The sequence below is a fragment of the Fibrisoma montanum genome, from assembly GCF_003583365.1.
Lineage (GTDB): Bacteria > Bacteroidota > Bacteroidia > Cytophagales > Spirosomataceae > Fibrisoma > Fibrisoma montanum.
On the sequence record NZ_QXED01000008.1, the window covers coordinates 134580 to 152863 of the forward strand.

Below are 18284 nucleotides of genomic sequence, written 5' to 3' on the forward strand. Positions count from 1 at the left end.
TTGCATTGGCCCGGGCTGCGGTCAATCACCAATACAATAAAACGTACTGATCTCCATTTTCAGTGAATAGTAGAAAAGCCGCGATTGGCCATTGGCTTCGCGGCTTTTTTGACTTTTCAGCAGGATTCAAACCAGAGGTCTGACGGCACGTCTGACCGGATCAACAAGGGCGTACAGAAACCTGAACACACCCGCTATCCGGTCAGACGTGCCGCGTCAGACCTGTTTTTATTCTACTACGCTCAGTTTCACCGTATTGGTCCGGCGCGACTGCGTCAGCGGCATGCTGAGGGTGTTGATAAATATGTCGCCCGATTCCAGCTTTCCTTTCTCAACCAGCGTTTTCTTAATATCATCCACGGTCTGGTCAATGGTCATGTCGGCGCTTGGTTCGTGCGCAATTACCTGAACACCCCAGTACAGGCCAAGGGTATTGCGAAGCTGCGGATCGTTGGAAAACACGAACAGGTCGGCTTTGGGACGGTGGTGCGACAACCGAACGGCTGTGTAGCCGGAGTTGGTGATGCCGATAATAGCCTTCGCTTTTGTGTCGCGGGCCAGCCGGCAGGCACTCATCACTACGTTATCGTTGATGACGTTCTCGGTCGGCTCCTCGTTAACGTGCGCGTGGTAGCGGAAATAAATTTTTTCGCTGCTTTTTTCGACCTGCCGGATGGTGTTGGCCATGCTTTCTACGGCCAGAATCGGGTACTTTCCGGATGCGGTTTCGGCGCTCAGCATGACCGCATCGGCGCCGTCGAGCACTGAATTGGCAATATCGTTGATTTCGGCGCGGGTTGGGCGCGGGTTGTCGATCATGCTTTCGAGCATCTGCGTCGCCACGATGACCGGCTTGGCCGCCTTGTTACATTTCTCAACCAGCATCTTCTGAATCATCGGTACTTCTTCGGCGGGCAGTTCAACCCCCAGGTCGCCCCGGGCTACCATCAATCCGTCGGTAGCTTCGATGATCTCGTCAATATTGTCGATGGCTTCCGGCTTTTCAATTTTGGCAATGACGCGGCTGGTTTTACCTTTCGACCGGATGTATTCTTTGATTTCCAGAATCTCGGATGCCTGCCGTACAAACGACAAGGCGATCCATTCAGCATCGTTTTCCAGTCCGAAATTCAGATCGGCCCAGTCCTTATCCGTAACCGACGGCATCGATACCTTCGTATTAGGCAGGTTCACCCCTTTTTTCGATTTGAGCGGTCCGCCGTAGACGACCTCCGTGACCACATCGGTACCGTCGACGCTCAGTACTTTCACCTCCAGTTTACCGTCGTCCATCAGCACCCGTTCGCCGGGCTGCACATCGCGGTACATATCCTTATAGGGTGTACTGACGCGATCGGCCGTACCAATCACTTCGTCGTTGGTGAAGATGAGTTTATTACCCGGCAGAATCAGTACGCCGTCCTTATTCTCGACGTTTCCGATCCGGATTTTGGGTCCCTGCAGATCCTGAAGTATGCAGAGGTTAAGGCCATATTCTTCGTTCAGTTCGCGAATGCGCTGCAAGCGGGCAAGGTGATCTTCGTGCGTGCCGTGGGAGAAATTGAGCCGAAAAACATTCACTCCCGCTTTGGCCAGTGCCAGTAGTTGTTCTTTGGATTCGGAAGCCGGGCCAACGGTGGCCACAATCTTGGTTTTTTTGGACATGAGTAAGGAACAAATGAGGCAAAAGCGGCCAGAAGCCGGTGCAAAAATAACCGCCTACCGGAAAAATGTACGTAAAATTTTTGCGAAGACGTTTTAGACAGGTTGTAAGCTTACCTATCAAGTCATTTTATAAACAATCAACATCGGCTACGATCGTAACCTGCCGAAGGCCTTTGTCGGTCAGGATGTCGTTGATACGGTCCTGGATGTATGCCTTTACGGCCTTCACGTTCATTTTCTCGCGCTCAATCTTGATCAGAATATCGAACAGAAACTGGTTCCGGATGCGTTCCACCAGCGGTTCTTCCGGTCCCAGCACCCGACTCTCGCCGAGGGCGTCGGTCAGTTCGGCCGCCAGCCGCTCAGCCGCCTGCAAACTGATGGCCTTGTCGGCATGGCGAATGGTCAGTTTGATAAGCCGCGAGAAAGGCGGGTAATTGAAGTTCTGCCGTTCCTGAATTTCCTCCTCGTAGAGCCCCCTGTAATCGTTTTCAATGATTTTCTGCAGGATGGTCTGCTGCGGATTGGTGGTCTGGATCAACACCTTTCCTTTCCGGCCCGCTCGCCGACCGGCCCGGCCGCTGACCTGGGTGAGCATCTGAAAGGCCCGCTCCGTGGCCCGGAAATCAGGAAAGTGAATCAGCCGATCGGCGTCGAAAATTCCCACCAGGCTGACGTTGTCGAAATCCAGCCCTTTGGTGATCATCTGCGTCCCGACGAGCATATCAACCTGCCCCCCCTCAAACTCCTGAATGATCTGTTGGTACGCGTTCTTGGCCCGGGTTGTGTCCAGGTCCATCCGCAGAATTCGGGACTGCGGGAAAATAATCTGCAACTGGTCTTCCAGCTTTTCGGTACCAAAGCCGATGGTCCGCACTTTGGTTGACCCACAAACCGGGCAAACACGCGGCACGGCCTCTTTATGCCCACAGTAATGGCAGCGGAGTTCGGCGTCGCGCTGGTGGTACGTCAGGCTTACGGCGCAGTTGGGGCACTCAGCCGTCCAGTCGCAGTCTTCGCACTGCATGTAAGGTGAATACCCCCGCCGATTCTGGAAAAGAATACTTTGCTCTTTCCGCTCCAGATTCATCTCCAGTTCGTTCAGCAGGGCCGACGAAAACTCATTTTTCATCGTCTTCTGCTTTTTTTCCTGCCGCGTATCCACCAGCAGAATGTCGGGCAGGGTGGCATCGCCGAACCGCTGAAACAGCTCGACCAGTCCGTAGCGCCCCTGCTGCGCCTGGTAGTACGATTCCAGCGAGGGCGTAGCGGAGCCAAGCAGTACTTTGGCCTGCTGCCAGTGGGCCAGCATCATCGCTACGTCGCGGGCGTGGTAGCGCGGGGCCGGGTCGTGCTGCTTGTACGAGGTTTCATGCTCTTCGTCCACGATAATCAGCCCCAGGTTGTCGAACGGCAAAAACACGGCCGACCGAACGCCCACCACAAACTGGTATTGCCCGGATACGACGCCTTTCCAGACTTCAACGCGTTCGTTGTCGGAGAACTTGGAGTGGTAGATACCCATCTTATCGCCGAATACCCGCTGCAGCCGCACCACAATCTGGGTGGTCAGGGCAATCTCCGGCAAGAGGTACAGCACCTGCGTTCCTCCGGCCAGCGCCTGCTGAATGAGGTCGATATAGACCTCCGTTTTACCACTGCCGGTTATGCCGTGAAACAGCACGATATTCTGCCGCTCAAACTGCGCCATGATGTCCTGCGACGCCTGCCGCTGGGCCTCCGTCAGCCGGATCTCGGTCTGGGGAGCGAGGTTGTCGGCAAAACGCGGTTGAATCACCTCAAAGGTTTCGAAGACCTGATTCTTGATGAGCGTCGTCAGCGACGACTGCGACAGTTCATCATCCTGGTTGAGAATGCTTTTGTCCAGGCCTTTCTGGTTCAGCGAGGGCGTTATCTGAACGGGTACGTGCCGGAGGTAGCGCATCACCACCTCCTGCTGCTTCGGCAATTTTTCCAGCCGTTGCAGAAGCACCAATAGCTGCTCTTTTTCTTCGTAGGTACGGTGCAGCCGAATTTTACGGATCATCTTCGGCACGTACTTCTCCTTCACCTCCTCGAAGACGATCACCGCTTTTTTGCCGACCAGCGATTTAATAACGGCCGGTACATTCCCCCCCTCTCCTACCAACCGCCCCAGTTCGTCGTACGACAGCGCCGGGTGTTTCTTCAACTCCGTCAGCAGGATCTCCTCGACCGGTGTAAGGAGTTCGGGATAATCGAAATCCGGATTGAACTGCACCTTCGACTGGCTGGAAATTTTCAGGCCCGACGGCAGGGCTACGTTCATTACGTCGCCGATGCAGCACATATAGTACTCAGACATCCACCGGAACAATTCAAGCTGGTAGCCCGTCACGAGCGGGTATTCGTCGAGGACTTCACTGATGTAGCGGGCCTGATAGCCGGTTGGTGGGGAGTTGTGCAGCCGGGCCACTACGGCCGTCAGCACGCGGCCATTATTTTTTCCAAACGGCACGATCACCCGGGCGCCAATCTTGAGGAGCTCGGCCATACCGCGTGGCACCCGGTACGTAAAGAGCCGCGGCACCGGAATGGGTAAGATCAGATCGGCAAAGAAGGTAACTTCTTCGTCTTCCAGATGGGAAAATAAAGTGCGTAGTGAGGTATCCACAGACGGTGCTGAGCGGTCGTTTAAGTAAATATAGGGATAAACGCCCGGCTGCCGAAAAGGATTTCAAGGAGTCGGCAAAAAGGCTCAGGCCCGTAAACCTTTCCGCTCGATTTGTATGTTACTGAATTAAGGCGGTGTTTCCCCCCATAAAAGCTATTCCTGAGCGGGTTTCCATCCGCCTGATGTTATGCACAACGGAATACAACCATACGACGTCATTATTGTAGGCGGTGGTCCCTGCGGACTGGCCGCGGGTATTGAAGCGACCAAATCAGGGCTGAGTCACGTCATTCTGGAAAAGGGCAGCATTACGGAGTCGATCCGGCGCTACCCCCGAATGATGCGTTTCTTTTCTACGGCCGAAAACATCGAGATCGGCGGCATTCCGTTTCCAGTGTCGGGCGTGAAAGCCAACCGGAACGAAGCCCTGCAATACTACCGCAAGGTGGCCGCTTACTACAAGCTCAACACCAGAGTATTTCAGGAAGTGGAGCGGGTGCAGCAGCATAGCCACCATGAACATGGCAACCTTTTCACCGTAAGCACAACGTCCGGCGATGAATACCAGGGGCGTAAGGTGATTGTGGCGACGGGCTATTTTGACCGGCCGCGCTGGCTTGGCATTCCGGGCGAGGACCTGCCGAACGTATCGCACTACTACGACGAACCATTTAAGTACTCGTTTACCAGGGTGGTTATCATCGGGGCGTCGAACTCAGCCGTTGAAGCGGCCCTGGAACTGTATCGCCACGACGTGGACGTAACGGTTGTTCACCGGCGCGAAGACTTTCGGCAAACGGTAAAATACTGGCTGATTCCGGACGTAAAGAACCGGGTGAAGGAAGGAAAGATCAAAACCCGCTTCGACTCCCGCGTAACCGAAATCACCCCGACCAGCGTTCGAATTACCAACGTGCAGACCGGTGAGGAAGACGTATTACCCGCTGATTTTGTCTTTATCCTGACCGGCTACGTTCCTGATTCTGACTTACTCCGGCGCTGTGGCGTTGACCTCAACCCCGAAACGCACGTACCGGTTTACGACAAAACGACCTTCGAAACCAACGTACCGGGCCTCTACGTCTGCGGTACGGTGATGGCCGGCATTTACACGGAAAAAGTGTTCATTGAAAACGGCCGCGAACACGCGCAGGCGATTATCGACCACATTATGGGTCGGGAGGTTCACAAGGTCAACGAACTAATCCAGCGAATTTAACATCCGGGTTGGTCGGCAACGCAGACCGGCCCGGGTCATTGATTTCGCTTTTTCGCCCGCATTTCCTGCTGCCGCATCGACATACCGTCGATCGTAGCGAACAGCGCTTTGGTGGCCAAAGGCTTCGTCTGCCGAATCTTGACACCCCCATCTTTGCCGATCAACAGCACCGCAAAATTGCCGGGGGTTACGTTCAGATTGTCGCGCAGGTACGTTTTGTCGGCGGTGGCCAATCGGTTTTCCAGCGCGTCGATGACGAGCATATCGCGATCATCCAGTCCGGCCGTTTCGTCGGCCAGAAGCTCTTTCTGCTGCCTGTAGTCGGCCGACTGATCCGAAGGAGCGTATACAATCAGAATCCGCTGCTGCCATTTACCGGCTTTAACGGTTTTTTCAATCCGGCTTTGTGCCAGGGCATTCGTCGCCAGTAGAAAAAGGCCGGCCATCCAGAGCCAGCCATGTGCCACTATCCGTCGTGTGTTGCGCATGATGCATCAGGTCCATTTACTTAAGAACTGCGCAAAGGCGTCTTTGTATTGATCGCTGACCGGAATTGTTACGGCCCCAATCTGGATGGTGTTGCGCGTAACGGCTTCGATTTTATCCAGCGAGACAATGAACGACCGGTGAACCCGCATAAACCGCCGGGAGGGCAGCTTCTCTTCCAGCGCTTTCAGGCTCGTCAGCGACAGCAGCGGCTTGGGGGTTTTGTTCTGGTGCGGATCGAAACGCAGGTGAACCTTCACGTAATCTTTCAACCCTTCAATGTACAGAATGTCATCAAAGGCTACCCGAACCAGCTGGTATTCTACTTTCAGAAACAGATAGTCTTCCTGCTGATGCGGAACCGTCGCGACCGGGCTCGCGGCCGGTTCGGCGAGTTCGGGGGCTCCATCCAGCCGCATCGGGCTCAGGTCCGACGCCGGGCGGTCGAGTGGTCCTTCAAACCGCGATGACCCCGCCCGCTGGATCAGGTCTATGTACGCTTTGGCTTTATTGGCCGCCCGCAAAAACTCTTCATAGTTAAAGGGCTTGAGCAGGTAATCCAGCGCATCAACCTTGTAGCCGTCCAGGGCGAACTGATTATAGGCCGTGGTAAAAATCACCCGGGGAGCCCGACCATTGGGGCCAGGTTCCAGCACCCGGGCCAGCTCGATACCGGTGAGATCCGGCATCTGAATATCCAGAAATATAAGGTCTACGGACAGTTCGTGCAGTCCGCGCAGGGCCTCCACGGCGCTTGAATATCGCCCTACCAGATTCAGGAACGGCGTTTTTTCAATGAATGCGCTCACCAGCCCCAGGGCCAGCGGCTCGTCGTCAACAGCAATGCAGGATACCATCATAGAAAGTGTCAGCAGCTAAGGCCACCAACCGTAAAGATAGCGAAAACGGGGGCTTATACCGGTACGCTCGACGCCGTCAGCATTGGTTCAACGGGGGCTGCCTGCCCGTCCAGATACAGCTTCAGGTGAACGGCGTATTCGTTCTCGGGCGTCTTTTCTTCCACCGCCAGTACGTACTTGTCCGGGTAAAGAAGATCCAGACGGCGCCGGGTGTTGGTGAGCCCGATTCCGCTGCCCACTTCGAGAGACGGCGTTTTTTCGGGGAATATCGTATTGCGGACTTCCATGCTCAACTCGCTTCCGTGCTGATGAATACCGATATGAATCCGGCTGTCGTACACCGAACTGACTCCATGCTTGAACGCATTTTCGACAAACGGCAGCAGCAACATCGGCGCAATGGGTACGTCGTGAAGGGGTCTGGGCTGCTCAAACGTTACGGCAACCTTGTCGGTCAGCCGCAGCTGCATCAACTGCATATAGTCCTGCACAAAGGCAATCTCTTTGCTAAGCATAGTCGTGCCGGCCTGCGTTTCGTAGAGTACGTAGCGCATCATGCGCGAGAGCCGGTGCAGGGCATCGCGGGCGGCTTCCACATCGACCAGCGTCAGGGCGTAGATGTTGTTGAGCGTATTGAAAAAGAAGTGCGGATTGATCTGCGCTTTCAGGAACGACAGTTCGGAAGCCGTTTTGGCCTGTTCGAGCGCCTGTCGAAGCTGAGCGTCGGCTTGCCACTTCAACACGGTGGCGATGCTGGTACTGACCCCCATAACCAGCAAGGTCGTCATCAGGGCGGGCTGAAACCAACGAAATTGCGCCAATGGCCGACGAACCGGCTTGTCGGGATGGTAGGCTTTATACACTAGTTCGGCCAGATTGAAGTACACCTCGATACCCCAGTGAATCAGGAGTACGACCGCCATCACACCAATTACAGACGCCAGATAGGCGTTAATCCGGTCGCGGAACAACAGGCGCGGCACCAGAATCTGAGCATTGATATAAAACGCCCCAACCAGCAGCGCAAAAAAGATACCCTGCTTAATCCAGAACTCAGTGGGTAGCGTAACGCTGGAGCTTAATGGCTGAAAAACAAACAGCGCAAAGCCGAACACGCCCCACATCAGCAGGTGCATTAGAACGGTGACATTGCGACGCACTGAAAAGCCTGGCATTAGTTCGGTCAAGAATGATTTACACAAGTTTACATAAAATCGATAAAGTTACCGCGGCCAATCGACCGATGGCCCAGCCCTCCCGACCGTTCACGGATTTCAGCCGATAGAATAGACCTTGTGAACGAAACAGCCTGACTTCAAGTGAGCCAGGCTGTCTGTATGCTATACCTAAATATGAAACACGCCTACCTGTTTGGAGCAAACGTAAACGTATTGATGATACAAACCTACTACCTGCCGTACAAACAAACCGGCCAAACCGACCAGTTACCCAATTCTCCCGACTGTTTGCCGGTTTACGCCGATTAACGGGGTTTATCCGCTCCATTTAGCCCAAAAAACGACTAATCGGTTCTACGCATCCATCTGTCGGTATTTGGGCAGGCCCTGTCTATTGCATTTTTTGGACTGGCTGACGAGTAGTTGTTTTGATTCGTCAACCGTATGGCAATCAGCCCGGGCGGTTCCCAACTCATTGATACATCGATACACCATGCATAAACTGTTCATTCCACTCCTCCTGTTCAGCCTGGCCGTTCCCACCCTCGCTCAGCAGCTGCCGGCAGGCCGCCCCGATAGCACGGGAAGCCCCCGCCCAAACCGCAGCACAATCGGCACACCCGGACCGGCGCTGTCGACCGACGAACCCCGCGGCAACAGCAAAATAACGGGTCTCCTGATCGACTCGACAACTAACCAACCCGTTCAGTACGCGACCGTTGCCCTGCTCAATCCGCAGACCGGCAAACCCGTCGATGGCACGACAGCCGACGACAAAGGCCGGTTCACGATGGCCAAAGTCGCTCCGGGTCAGTACAAATTACAATACTCGTTTATTGGGTATAAGGCCCTGACCGGCAAGACGATCACCATCCAGCGGGGCGACGATCTGAACGTCGGTACAGTACGACTGTCACCCGATGTCCGGACCCTGACCGAAGTAAACGTGGTAGGTCAGGCCGCCCTGGTCGAAGAGAAAGTAGACCGGCTGGTGTTCAACGCCGACAAAGACATCACCGCCCGCGGGGGCGACGCCACCGACATCATGCGGAAGGTGCCGCTGCTGTCAGTCGATCTGGACGGCAACCTGTCGCTCCGGGGCAGCAGCAACGTCCGGGTACTGATCAACGGCAAACCATCGACGGTGGTAGCCAGCAGCGTAGCCGACGCCCTGAAGCAGATTCCGGCGGATCAGATCAAGACCGTAGAAGTGATTACATCGCCCTCGGCCCGCTACGATGCCGAAGGTTCAGCGGGGATCATCAACATCGTAACGAAAAAGAATACACTCCAGGGCGCAACCCTCAACGTCGACGCGGGCGGTGGCAACCGGGGCAGTAACCTGGGCCTGAACGGCAACTACCGGACCGGCAAGATGGGTTTCAGCCTCAGCGGGTTCGGCCGGGCCGAATACAACGTACGGGGCTCGTTCAACAACGTACAGACCACCATTGGCGCAACCGGCAACACCACCGTAACGCAAAGCGCCAGTACGCTCAACCAGCGGATGTTTGGTAATTATCAGCTTGGCTGGGACTACGACATCGACAAAAACACATCACTGACGGCCAGCCTCCGCTACGGTGCCCGCAACGGCATAAGTTCACAAAATAATCTTATAACGCAGACACTCGGCCCCACCGATTTTTTCCCGCGCCTGAACGGCCGGAACGTCGATTCCAAAGACCTCTCGGGAACAATCGATGCCAACGTTGCGTACGTCCGCACGTATCAGCCGCAGCAGGAACTGAGCGTATTGGGGCTGTTCAGCCGTAATAACCGCACCAACAATTTCACGGCCGATCTGCTGAGCAACGTCGACTTCGAAACGATCATGGCACGCCAGCGCAACGACAACGTCAGCTACAACCAGGAGTCAACGTTGCAGATCGATTACCAGACACCGATGGGCAAGAATCAGCTGCTAGAATTCGGGGGTAAGGGCATTCTGCGCGAGGTGAACAGTGACTACCAGTATTACTACGCCGACGGCCCCAGCGCCCCGTTCGTGCTGGACGTTACCCGCCCCGCCAATACGCTGAACTACAATCAGAACATCGCAGCTACGTACCTGTCCTACACGCTTACGACAAAAAATCGGTATACGATCAAAGCCGGTGCCCGGTACGAATACACATTCCTCGACGCACGATTCAGCAATGAATCCGGCCAGAGCCCAACGCTGCCGAACTACGGCAACCTGGTGCCCAGCCTGAACATTTCGAAATCGCTGAAAGGCGGCAAAACCATCAAATTGGCCTACAACCGCCGGTTACAGCGGCCGGGTATTCAGTTCCTGAACCCGAACGTGAATGCAGCCAACCCGACAAACATCTCGGTTGGTAACCCGTATCTGTCGCCCGAACTGACCGACAACCTTGAGTTTAGCGCCAGCGGCAACGTAAAAAGCGTTTACCTCAATGCATCGGTGTTTGCCCGCCGGACCAACAACGAAATCACCAGCATTCGCGACACGGTAACGCAGGGCTTCGGCGACCCCACCAATCCGGTGCTGCAGCGCGTCATCCGGACGTCGTACCAGAACGTAGGGTTGCAGAACACGTACGGTGTTAACCTCTTTGCCAACATCAACCTGTTCTCCCGGCTGCAGCTTAACGGCAGTGTAGACGCCTACCACGTAACGCTGACCAACAACAACCCGAATCCGATCTACAACGCCCGCAACTCGGGCTGGGTACTGGCCGGCCGGTTGTTCTCGACGGTTACTTTGCCCAACGGCTGGGCCATTCAGGCCGGGGGTGGCATGCGCGGTCGGCAAATCCAGCTGCAGGGCTATCAGGGTACGTTCGCCTTCTACAATTTCGGGGTCAAGAAAGACTTTGCCGAAAAGCGGGGGAGCATCGGTCTGGCCGCTGAGAACTTCCTGAACCATCCGTTCATGGTGCGCTCGGAGGTATCGTCGCCGATCCTGTCGCAGAGCAGCGTAACGAGCTTCTACAACGCCGGGGTTCGGCTGAACATCAGCTACCGGTTCGGCAAGATGAGCTTCGATTCGCCCAAGCGCCGGAACCGTTCAGTTAACAACGACGACGTGAAAGGTGGCGACGGGGGTAGCGACAACGGGGCCGCTCAGCAAAGCGCACCGGCGGGTGGCGGTGGCCGCGGACGGCAGTAAGTTCAAGCATTATCGAACGCAAATGCCCCGACCAGTACTGGTCGGGGCATTTGCGTTGTAAAGGTACTTACCCGAATCGTGATGAGGTATCCATGACTACGATCCGTTGCTACGTTTCCGACTCTGGATTTTACTTGGTGTAGCCGATATGCTATTTTACTGATACGGTACCCTGTTCACTATTTATACTATTTATTTATGCCATATAATACAAATAAATCATACAGCTCCTATCTTTGTGTTATACCGCATCACCAACAGGCAGAAGCGTATTCGTCGAGGTTCTGATGTAGTAGTGCCATCAGGCTAACGATTTACTCATCAATTCTATCATTAACCACTTGCCGGGGCATGAGTCCTCTGGTTTCTACTTCTTTATTATGGCTACTAACAGAAAACAGCTGATTCGGGTCGTCTTTGATCTGATGGACGAAGCAAAAAACAACCTGCTGCAGGATGAACAGCGCCTGGTTACTGCTCCTGACCCCGACGAAGCCATCGAATGGGTATTTAACGAGATGCAGCGTCAGTTTAAACGGTCGGATGTCCGTTTGAACCGGGTCCGCATCTGTGCATAAGCTTCTTTAGCTTGCCGAGAGTTGATGCAGGGCGTTGCTTTTCTCTTTCTCTACCAGTTGATACCGAATTAACGATCAGTCTTGCAGGCTCGTTACAACCGGACTGATTGAACCTGGGTCTATGATGAAAACAGAATATCGTATGAAAGCGTATCTTTTTTTCATCGCCATCGGATTGGCTTCCTGTCGGCAGGAAGTCAGTCAACTCGCTTCTTTTGACTCAGCCAAGGCAGCGGCTGAGCGGGTAGAACCAGCCCTGATCAGCAACAATCAGTTGCCCGCCGACGGCTGCGAGGCACACGTACAACTGGATAAACCAGGAGCTACTGGGCTGGTTCTGTACAAACCCACGGCTGAGTCATTGTCTGTGTTGGAAAAAGCGTTGCAGTCCAGCAATTCAAACGAACCGTTCTGGGGCCAGAAAGCCGTAACGATAACGTTTCGCGAAACAGGCAAACAGGTGGAACTGACCTGCGGCTGGGGTAGTAAGAAAGTGATTCCGGAAATCGAAGTATTGAAAATAACCGATCGGTAGCCGATCGAAGTGAGCCCATTTCAGAGCAGATATATTTTCACTGGCAATCACCAGAAAAGTTTTCCGGTTCGAAGCGGACAGGCCAGCGGTTCCGCCGGTTGCCCGTCTCCCTGATTAGTTACGTTACGTCTCACACCCCCGGTACAGGGCTGATGGTCCTGTACCGGGGGTGGGGATTAGTTATTAACAACCTGAACGTCGACTTCGTAATAGTCGATCGTCGGGGCACCGGCAAAATATTGTTTCATATCCTGCAAAACACCCTGCAGAAACCCATTCGACTCCGCCCCCTGTCGATGTTCGGCAGATTCCCAAAGCGTCACCATCAGGCATCGGTTGGTTTCCGCATTTGTCAGGAACCGACTGTTTTTAAACCCATCCTGCTGCTTCAGGGCTGGGCCCACCGATTCTTTGAAATAATTAGCGGCCTCGGCGGATGTTCCGGGCTGTAAGGGCACTTGGACGACGCGTGCAAACATGACAGTTGAGTTTTGGTTGATACGAGATTGACAGACAAGGTGTAGTACTCAAATAGTGGGGATACGGCGGATCAGGCCCGGGTCAGTTGTGCCGTCAGTTCCATCAGCTGCTCGGCGGCTTCGGGCGTACGGCGACCCAGCCCACAGGAGCAGGCTACATCCACGGTTTGGCCATATGCCGATTCGATGCTCTCCAGGATGTGTTTATTTTCGGCCAGGCTGCGCTTTTCGTGGACAAAGCCGGCAATGAACCGGGCTGAAGGCGGCAACGTAATATCCCTGAGCGGAGCGTAGTGGCTGGCTTCGGTGGGCGGTGGTACTATTCCCTCCGCAAATGGGTAATGCACGTAGTCCAGCTGGTGCTGCGTTGGCCATTCCTCCACCAGCCGATTCGAGAAAGCCACCATTTTCCCAAGCGTTTTGGGATGCACTAGTGCCTCATTGTGAAAGTCGCCCAGACAGAGGTGAATACCGATGCGGGCACCGGGGGTGATCTTGTTCAGCAAATCCCTGATGGGTCGAAGCGCCAGCCCGATCAGGGGCGCCGGCAGTTTATACGCGGCATAAAGTTCGGGCGGCACTTCCAGCTGCACAATAACGTCGTTGCCAGCCGTGGCCAGAGCAGCATTGACCTCCCGGGCAATTACGGTGTTGAATGCGTATGTATAGCGTAGCCAGGTAATCGGGCTGGCAAACGCAAACCCCATGGCGAAACCCGTCGGTACGCCCAGTTGAAATTTCAAATGCGGGAAACCGTGTTCCTCGCGCAACTGCCTGAAAACAGGATAACTTTTCGCAAAAAACGCATCGTATCCCAGTTGCACGTGCTGTGGCATGTCGGCAGGCGAATGCAGCGGCTTCAATTTCTGGAAACCATCGTAGTTGATAGCCATACCGTCCTCGGGGCTACGCACCGGCTGTTTGATGACCTGCCAGCTGGCTTTATCCTCGGTCAGCTTTTCGATGGCGTACACCACCCAGGCAATGCGATTACCCTTCGGGAAAGCCGGGGTCTTTTCGCCAATCTCGCCGTCGGGCAAACAGAACAGGGCCGGACCAAGCACATCGAGCGCCCGACGCATGCAGGTTTCTTCGTCGGCAAAAGGCATACTGCCCACTAACAAAGCAGAGCGTCGGGGCAATTGGGCAGACGTAGCGGACTCACTTGCCGTTGCGGATTGATCAGTTTTCATTTAGGTTGAGGTAGACAGGAGGCAAAAGATACAAAAACTTTTGATTGTCAATACGTTGTTTTGACTAACCACTTATCCTATGACCAATTTAACTAGACAGCACTCCTTGTCGCGGCAAGCAGATGTCCGTGCAATGTCCCTGCCTGACGTACCACCGGCATTTTTTCCCTGCTCGTCCGTTACGAGTGAAAAAATTGTTAATTTTAACTAATAACCAACCCTTTCCTTCTGACATGGAAACGTCACGGCGCCGGTTTGTCTCCCTGCTGGCCACTCTTCCGCTTACGGGCCTGCTGTCGGCCAGCTTCCGCGGGAAGTTCCTGACGCTGCCCGTCACACCGCCCTGCGACGACCACGACGAACCGACGCCATCGGAAACCGAAGGGCCTTATTTCAAACCCAACTCGCCGGAACGTAGCAGTCTGCTCGAACAAGGTATGGGTGGTAGTAAACTTGTGCTGACCGGCCGGGTGCTGACGACCGATTGTAAACCCGTTGCCCACGCGCTGCTGGACTGGTGGCATGCCGACAATGAGGGCGAGTACGACAACAGCGGCTTCCGGCTACGGGGTCACCAATACACGGACAAAAACGGCATTTTTCGATTAGAGACCATCGTACCAGGATTGTATCCGGGCCGAACGCGCCACGTCCACGTTAAAGTACAGGCTCCCAACAAACCGGTCCTGACCACCCAGCTTTATTTTCCGGATGAGCCGGGCAACCGCCGGGATGGGCTATTCAACTCTAACCTGCTGATGAACGTAACGAACAAGGGCGGTAACGTAGCGGCCGGTTATACGTTTGTGGTGAAGGCCTAAGTTGATCTAAAAACACCTGGGCAGGACACCACCCCCTACATCAGCGCCGGATTGTCGCTATATTCGCGGCATTACGTTAATGCTCTGCTTTTGATGACTATTCGGCTCTTTATTCTTGCCTGTTTCCTTACCCTGAACGCCTTTTCGCAAACGACGCCAGCCCGTGTTTCGGCTACGTCGCGCTGGCAGAACGACTACTGGACGGCCCGGTGGCTGATGCATCCCACATCACCCGCCCGGCAGTATGGGGTGTATCACTTCCGCAAAGCGATCGACCTGAACCAGAAACCGGCCCGCTTCGTCGTTCACGTATCGGCCGACAACCGCTACCGGCTGTTTGTCAACGGGCGCTCGGTGGCCCTCGGACCCGCCCGCAGCGATACCCAAAACTGGAACTACGAAACCCTCGATCTGGCGCCCTATCTACAGGCCGGTCGTAACGTACTGGCCGCGCAGGTCTGGTACCTGGGCGAATCGGCTCCGTTTGCGCAGATGAGCTACCAACTGGGTTTTGTGCTTCAGGGCGACGGCGAAACCGAAAAAGTGGCCAACACCGACGCTACATGGAAGATTTACCAGAATCCGGCCTACTCGCCGGTTGTCAACGACAACGCCAGGCTGCGGACCTACATCGTGGTTGGAGCCGGCGACCGCGTCGACGGGGTTCAGTATCCGTGGGGTTGGGAACAGCCCGGGTTCGACGACAAGAACTGGCCCAACGCCCGACCCGTTGGGTACCCCGCCAAACCCCGTGGCCTCGGCACGGATGGCAACTGGAACCTGGTGGCGCGTACCATTCCGATGATGGAAGAACGTATGCAACGGTTAGCGGCTGTACGACGAACAGACAACGCCCGGATGAACGCTAATTTCTTGACCGGAAAAGACCCCGTAACCGTACCGGCAAACACAAAAGCTACGTTCCTGCTCGATCAGGGTCATCTCACGAACGCGTATCCGGAACTGACCGTCAGCGGGGGCAAAAGCGCCGTGATTACGCTGGCCTACGCCGAAGCGCTGGTCAATGACAAAGGGCAGAAAGGCAATCGAAACGACATCGACGGCCGGAAGCTGATCGGCTTCGAAGATCAGTTTGTAGCCGATGGAAATGCCAAACGGACTTTCCGGCCGCTCTGGTTCCGGACGTATCGGTACCTGCAACTGACGGTGCAGACCGCCCAGGATCCATTGGTGCTGAACGATCTGGTTGGGCAGTTTACCGGCTATCCGTTCCAGCAAAAAGCGACGTTCACGGTCGGTCCGCGTTCGGGCGCACCCGCCGACTCGTCTCTGCGGCAAATCTGGAACGTTGGCTGGCGCACGGCCCAGCTCTGCGCGGGCGAAACGTATTACGACTGCCCTTACTACGAGCAACTGCAATATACCGGCGACACCCGGATTCAGGCCATGATCTCGCTGTATGTAACGGGCGACGACCGGCTGATGCGCAAGGCCATCATGGACTATGACCACAGTCGGTTCAACGACGGGCTGACCCAGAGCCGCTACCCCAGCGCCGACTTCCAGGTGATTCCGCCGTTCTCGCTCTATTGGGTCTGCATGATCCACGACTACTGGCTGCATCGGCAGGACGACGCGTTTGTCAAATCGTTCCTGCCGGGGATTACGCAGGTGTTGAACTGGCACGAACAGCGACTGGACAAAGGTGGCTTGAACGGCCCGCTCGAATGGTGGAATTTTGTGGACTGGGCAAAGTGGCAGAACGCGAAGGACGAAGCCGCGGGAGGAGTTCCGGCCGGAGCCCGTCAGGGTGGTTCCAGCATCCTGTCGCTGCAGCAGGCTTACACGTATTTCCGGGCAGCCGATCTCCTGGCCCACTACGGGCAGAACGAACGCGCCGAGCACTACCGCGAACTAGCCCGACGTATCAACAAAGCGGCTATGGCCACCTGCTGGGATGCGACGCGAGGCCTGATGGCCGACACCCCTGCTAAGAACAGTTTCAGTCAGCACGGCAGCATCTGGGCCGTATTGACCGACGCCGTTCCGGTGGCCCAGCAAAAGGCCGTTTTGCAGAAAGTGATGACGGATACGACTTTAACGCAGGCGACCTTTTATTTCAAATACTACCTGTTCCAGGCGCTGAAGAAAACGGGGCTGGGCGATCAGTATCTGGCTCAGTTGAAACCCTGGCGTGATATGCTGGCGATCGGCCTGACGACCTTCGCCGAAAACCCGGAGCCCACGCGGTCGGACTGCCACGCCTGGAGTGCCTCGCCCCTGTACGAATTTCTCTCGACGGTATGCGGCATTAATCCGGCCGAGCCCGGTTTCCGGTCGGTCCGCATCACGCCCTACCTCGGCGATCTGCCCAGCGTGGAAGGGAAAGTACCGCACCCGGCCGGGGATATTGCAGTACAGTTTACCAAAACACCCACGGGTGGCCTGACCGGCAGCGTTACGTTACCCGCCACCCTAACCGGTACGTTGCGCTGGAATGGCAAATCACTGGCGTTGAAGGGCGGACGGCAGGAAGTGAGTTTGTGATTTGTGTTTATAAATTCCTGTGAATCAAGGATAACATTTTAGCTACAAAAGCCAGCTTTTGTCATCCCGGCGTCGGGATGACAAAACAGACTAACTAATCTATCAGCGAGTAATCTGATACTTATTCATAATTCACGTTAGTTACCAATATACGTACCATCAAACAACTACAACCGCTTCGCGCCTACGACCTGGCTGTTGTCGGTTCGCTGGGCGTACAGCAGCACCGTTACGTCGTCCGGTTTCAGGCCATCCGGGATTGGCAGGGTTACACTACCCGACTGGCCGGGCTGGTCGAGGGTGCGGAACTGCCGCACAACGTTGGAATTGACCAGCGTTCGGCCGCCGTTTTCGCCCCGCTGCACGTTCGTTCGGGCTTCCTTCTGCACCAGCGCAGCGTTCAGGCGATACGGACCAGCCGGTAGCTGATACCGAACAGTAACCTGGTTGGCCTGCCGCGTCAGGCTTCCGTCAACCGGAATGAACTGGGACGCCGGTTGTTCCTGCACCGACCGGATGAGCTGGTCGATACGGCCGCGATGCCCACCAACCACATCGTGCCGGCCATTGATAACCAGTTGGGGCGTATACGTCTGCGTTTTCAGCAATCGGTCATACTGCCGCTGCCGGTCGGTATATTGTTTGGTGCTGAAGGGGTCCTGCCACCCCAGCCGGTTCCAGTAGTCGACATGAAACGACAGCCCATACACCGCCTGCCCGGCACCGGCGGCTCGCTGTGTAATCTCCTGCAACGCCCGGTCGGCAGGCGGACAACTCGAACAGCCCTGCGACGTAAACAACTCCAGCACGACAACCGGCTGGACGACCACCTTTGCGTTTTTTTCAGGATGACGTACCAGCGTCCAGGAGGCAGCTCCAGCCAGAAGCATGCCAGCAATGACCATGTATTTCATACTCCGTTTATTTTTAGGACGGTTCTATCCGTAACAAGCAAATTGGCTAAGCAGTTGCC

15 protein-coding genes are annotated in these 18284 nt (G+C 55.3%); 7 read left to right on the forward strand and 8 right to left on the reverse strand.

All coding sequences use genetic code 11. From position 1 onward, the window contains the following. Positions 1-228 precede the first annotated feature (228 nt). On the reverse strand, positions 229-1665 hold the full coding sequence (pyk, locus tag DYU11_RS24975) for a pyruvate kinase (protein WP_119670462.1): 1437 nt from the start codon (positions 1663-1665) through the stop codon (positions 229-231). Between the two features lie 127 nt (positions 1666-1792). Then, on the reverse strand, positions 1793-4318 hold the full coding sequence (gene priA, locus DYU11_RS24980; protein WP_119670463.1) for a replication restart helicase PriA: 2526 nt from the start codon (positions 4316-4318) through the stop codon (positions 1793-1795). Between the two features lie 199 nt (positions 4319-4517). Between priA and DYU11_RS24985 the strand changes: the two genes are divergently transcribed. After that, positions 4518-5537, forward strand: a complete 1020-nt coding sequence (locus tag DYU11_RS24985; RefSeq protein ID WP_119670609.1) for a YpdA family putative bacillithiol disulfide reductase — start codon at positions 4518-4520, stop codon at positions 5535-5537. A 35-nt stretch (positions 5538-5572) separates the two neighbouring features. Here the strand turns inward: DYU11_RS24985 and DYU11_RS24990 are convergent, their stop codons facing one another. From DYU11_RS24990 to DYU11_RS25000, 3 genes are read right to left on the reverse strand one after another with little or no spacing between them, the layout of a single operon-like run. After that, positions 5573-6025: a DUF4174 domain-containing protein gene (locus tag DYU11_RS24990; protein WP_119670464.1), complete on the reverse strand. Its 453-nt coding sequence runs from the start codon at positions 6023-6025 to the stop codon at positions 5573-5575. 6 nt (positions 6026-6031) lie between these two features. Beyond that, the gene (locus DYU11_RS24995) at positions 6032-6883 is read right to left on the reverse strand and encodes a LytR/AlgR family response regulator transcription factor (protein ID WP_119670465.1); all 852 of its coding nucleotides are present in this window, start codon (positions 6881-6883) and stop codon (positions 6032-6034) included. 53 nt (positions 6884-6936) lie between these two features. Continuing rightward, positions 6937-8058 carry a sensor histidine kinase gene (locus DYU11_RS25000; protein WP_119670466.1) on the reverse strand — a complete coding sequence of 374 codons (1122 nt, stop codon included), beginning with the start codon at positions 8056-8058 and terminating at the stop codon, positions 6937-6939. A 177-nt stretch (positions 8059-8235) separates the two neighbouring features. On the opposite strand from DYU11_RS25000, the gene DYU11_RS33865 reads away from it, so the two are divergent. The 4 genes from DYU11_RS33865 (at position 8236) to DYU11_RS25015 (ending at position 12310) form a co-directional block, all read left to right on the forward strand. Then, positions 8236-8370 carry a hypothetical protein gene (locus DYU11_RS33865; RefSeq protein ID WP_262697163.1) on the forward strand — a complete coding sequence of 45 codons (135 nt, stop codon included), beginning with the start codon at positions 8236-8238 and terminating at the stop codon, positions 8368-8370. Positions 8371-8554: 184 nt separating this feature from the next. After that, positions 8555-11197 (forward strand): TonB-dependent receptor, encoded by a 2643-nt coding sequence (locus DYU11_RS25005; RefSeq protein ID WP_199736788.1) that lies wholly within the window; start codon positions 8555-8557, stop codon positions 11195-11197. 380 nt (positions 11198-11577) lie between these two features. Further along, positions 11578-11775 carry a hypothetical protein gene (locus tag DYU11_RS25010; protein WP_119670468.1) on the forward strand — a complete coding sequence of 66 codons (198 nt, stop codon included), beginning with the start codon at positions 11578-11580 and terminating at the stop codon, positions 11773-11775. 142 nt (positions 11776-11917) lie between these two features. Then, positions 11918-12310, forward strand: a complete 393-nt coding sequence (locus DYU11_RS25015) for a hypothetical protein (RefSeq protein WP_147368027.1) — start codon at positions 11918-11920, stop codon at positions 12308-12310. Positions 12311-12486: 176 nt separating this feature from the next. On the opposite strand, the gene DYU11_RS25020 is transcribed toward DYU11_RS25015, so the two are convergent. Both DYU11_RS25020 and DYU11_RS25025 read right to left on the reverse strand, forming a co-directional pair. Beyond that, positions 12487-12789, reverse strand: a complete 303-nt coding sequence (locus tag DYU11_RS25020; RefSeq protein ID WP_119670470.1) for an antibiotic biosynthesis monooxygenase family protein — start codon at positions 12787-12789, stop codon at positions 12487-12489. Positions 12790-12860: 71 nt separating this feature from the next. Continuing rightward, positions 12861-13982: a hypothetical protein gene (locus DYU11_RS25025; protein WP_147368028.1), complete on the reverse strand. Its 1122-nt coding sequence runs from the start codon at positions 13980-13982 to the stop codon at positions 12861-12863. Positions 13983-14215: 233 nt separating this feature from the next. On the opposite strand from DYU11_RS25025, the gene DYU11_RS25030 reads away from it, so the two are divergent. Beyond that, the gene (locus DYU11_RS25030) at positions 14216-14803 is read left to right on the forward strand and encodes a dioxygenase family protein (RefSeq protein WP_119670472.1); all 588 of its coding nucleotides are present in this window, start codon (positions 14216-14218) and stop codon (positions 14801-14803) included. Positions 14804-14896: 93 nt separating this feature from the next. Next, positions 14897-17311 (forward strand): family 78 glycoside hydrolase catalytic domain, encoded by a 2415-nt coding sequence (locus DYU11_RS25035; protein WP_119670473.1) that lies wholly within the window; start codon positions 14897-14899, stop codon positions 17309-17311. A 167-nt stretch (positions 17312-17478) separates the two neighbouring features. Here the strand turns inward: DYU11_RS25035 and DYU11_RS25040 are convergent, their stop codons facing one another. Continuing rightward, on the reverse strand, positions 17479-18216 hold the full coding sequence (locus DYU11_RS25040) for a DUF1223 domain-containing protein (protein WP_229366024.1): 738 nt from the start codon (positions 18214-18216) through the stop codon (positions 17479-17481). Between the last annotated feature and the right edge of the window lie 68 nt (positions 18217-18284).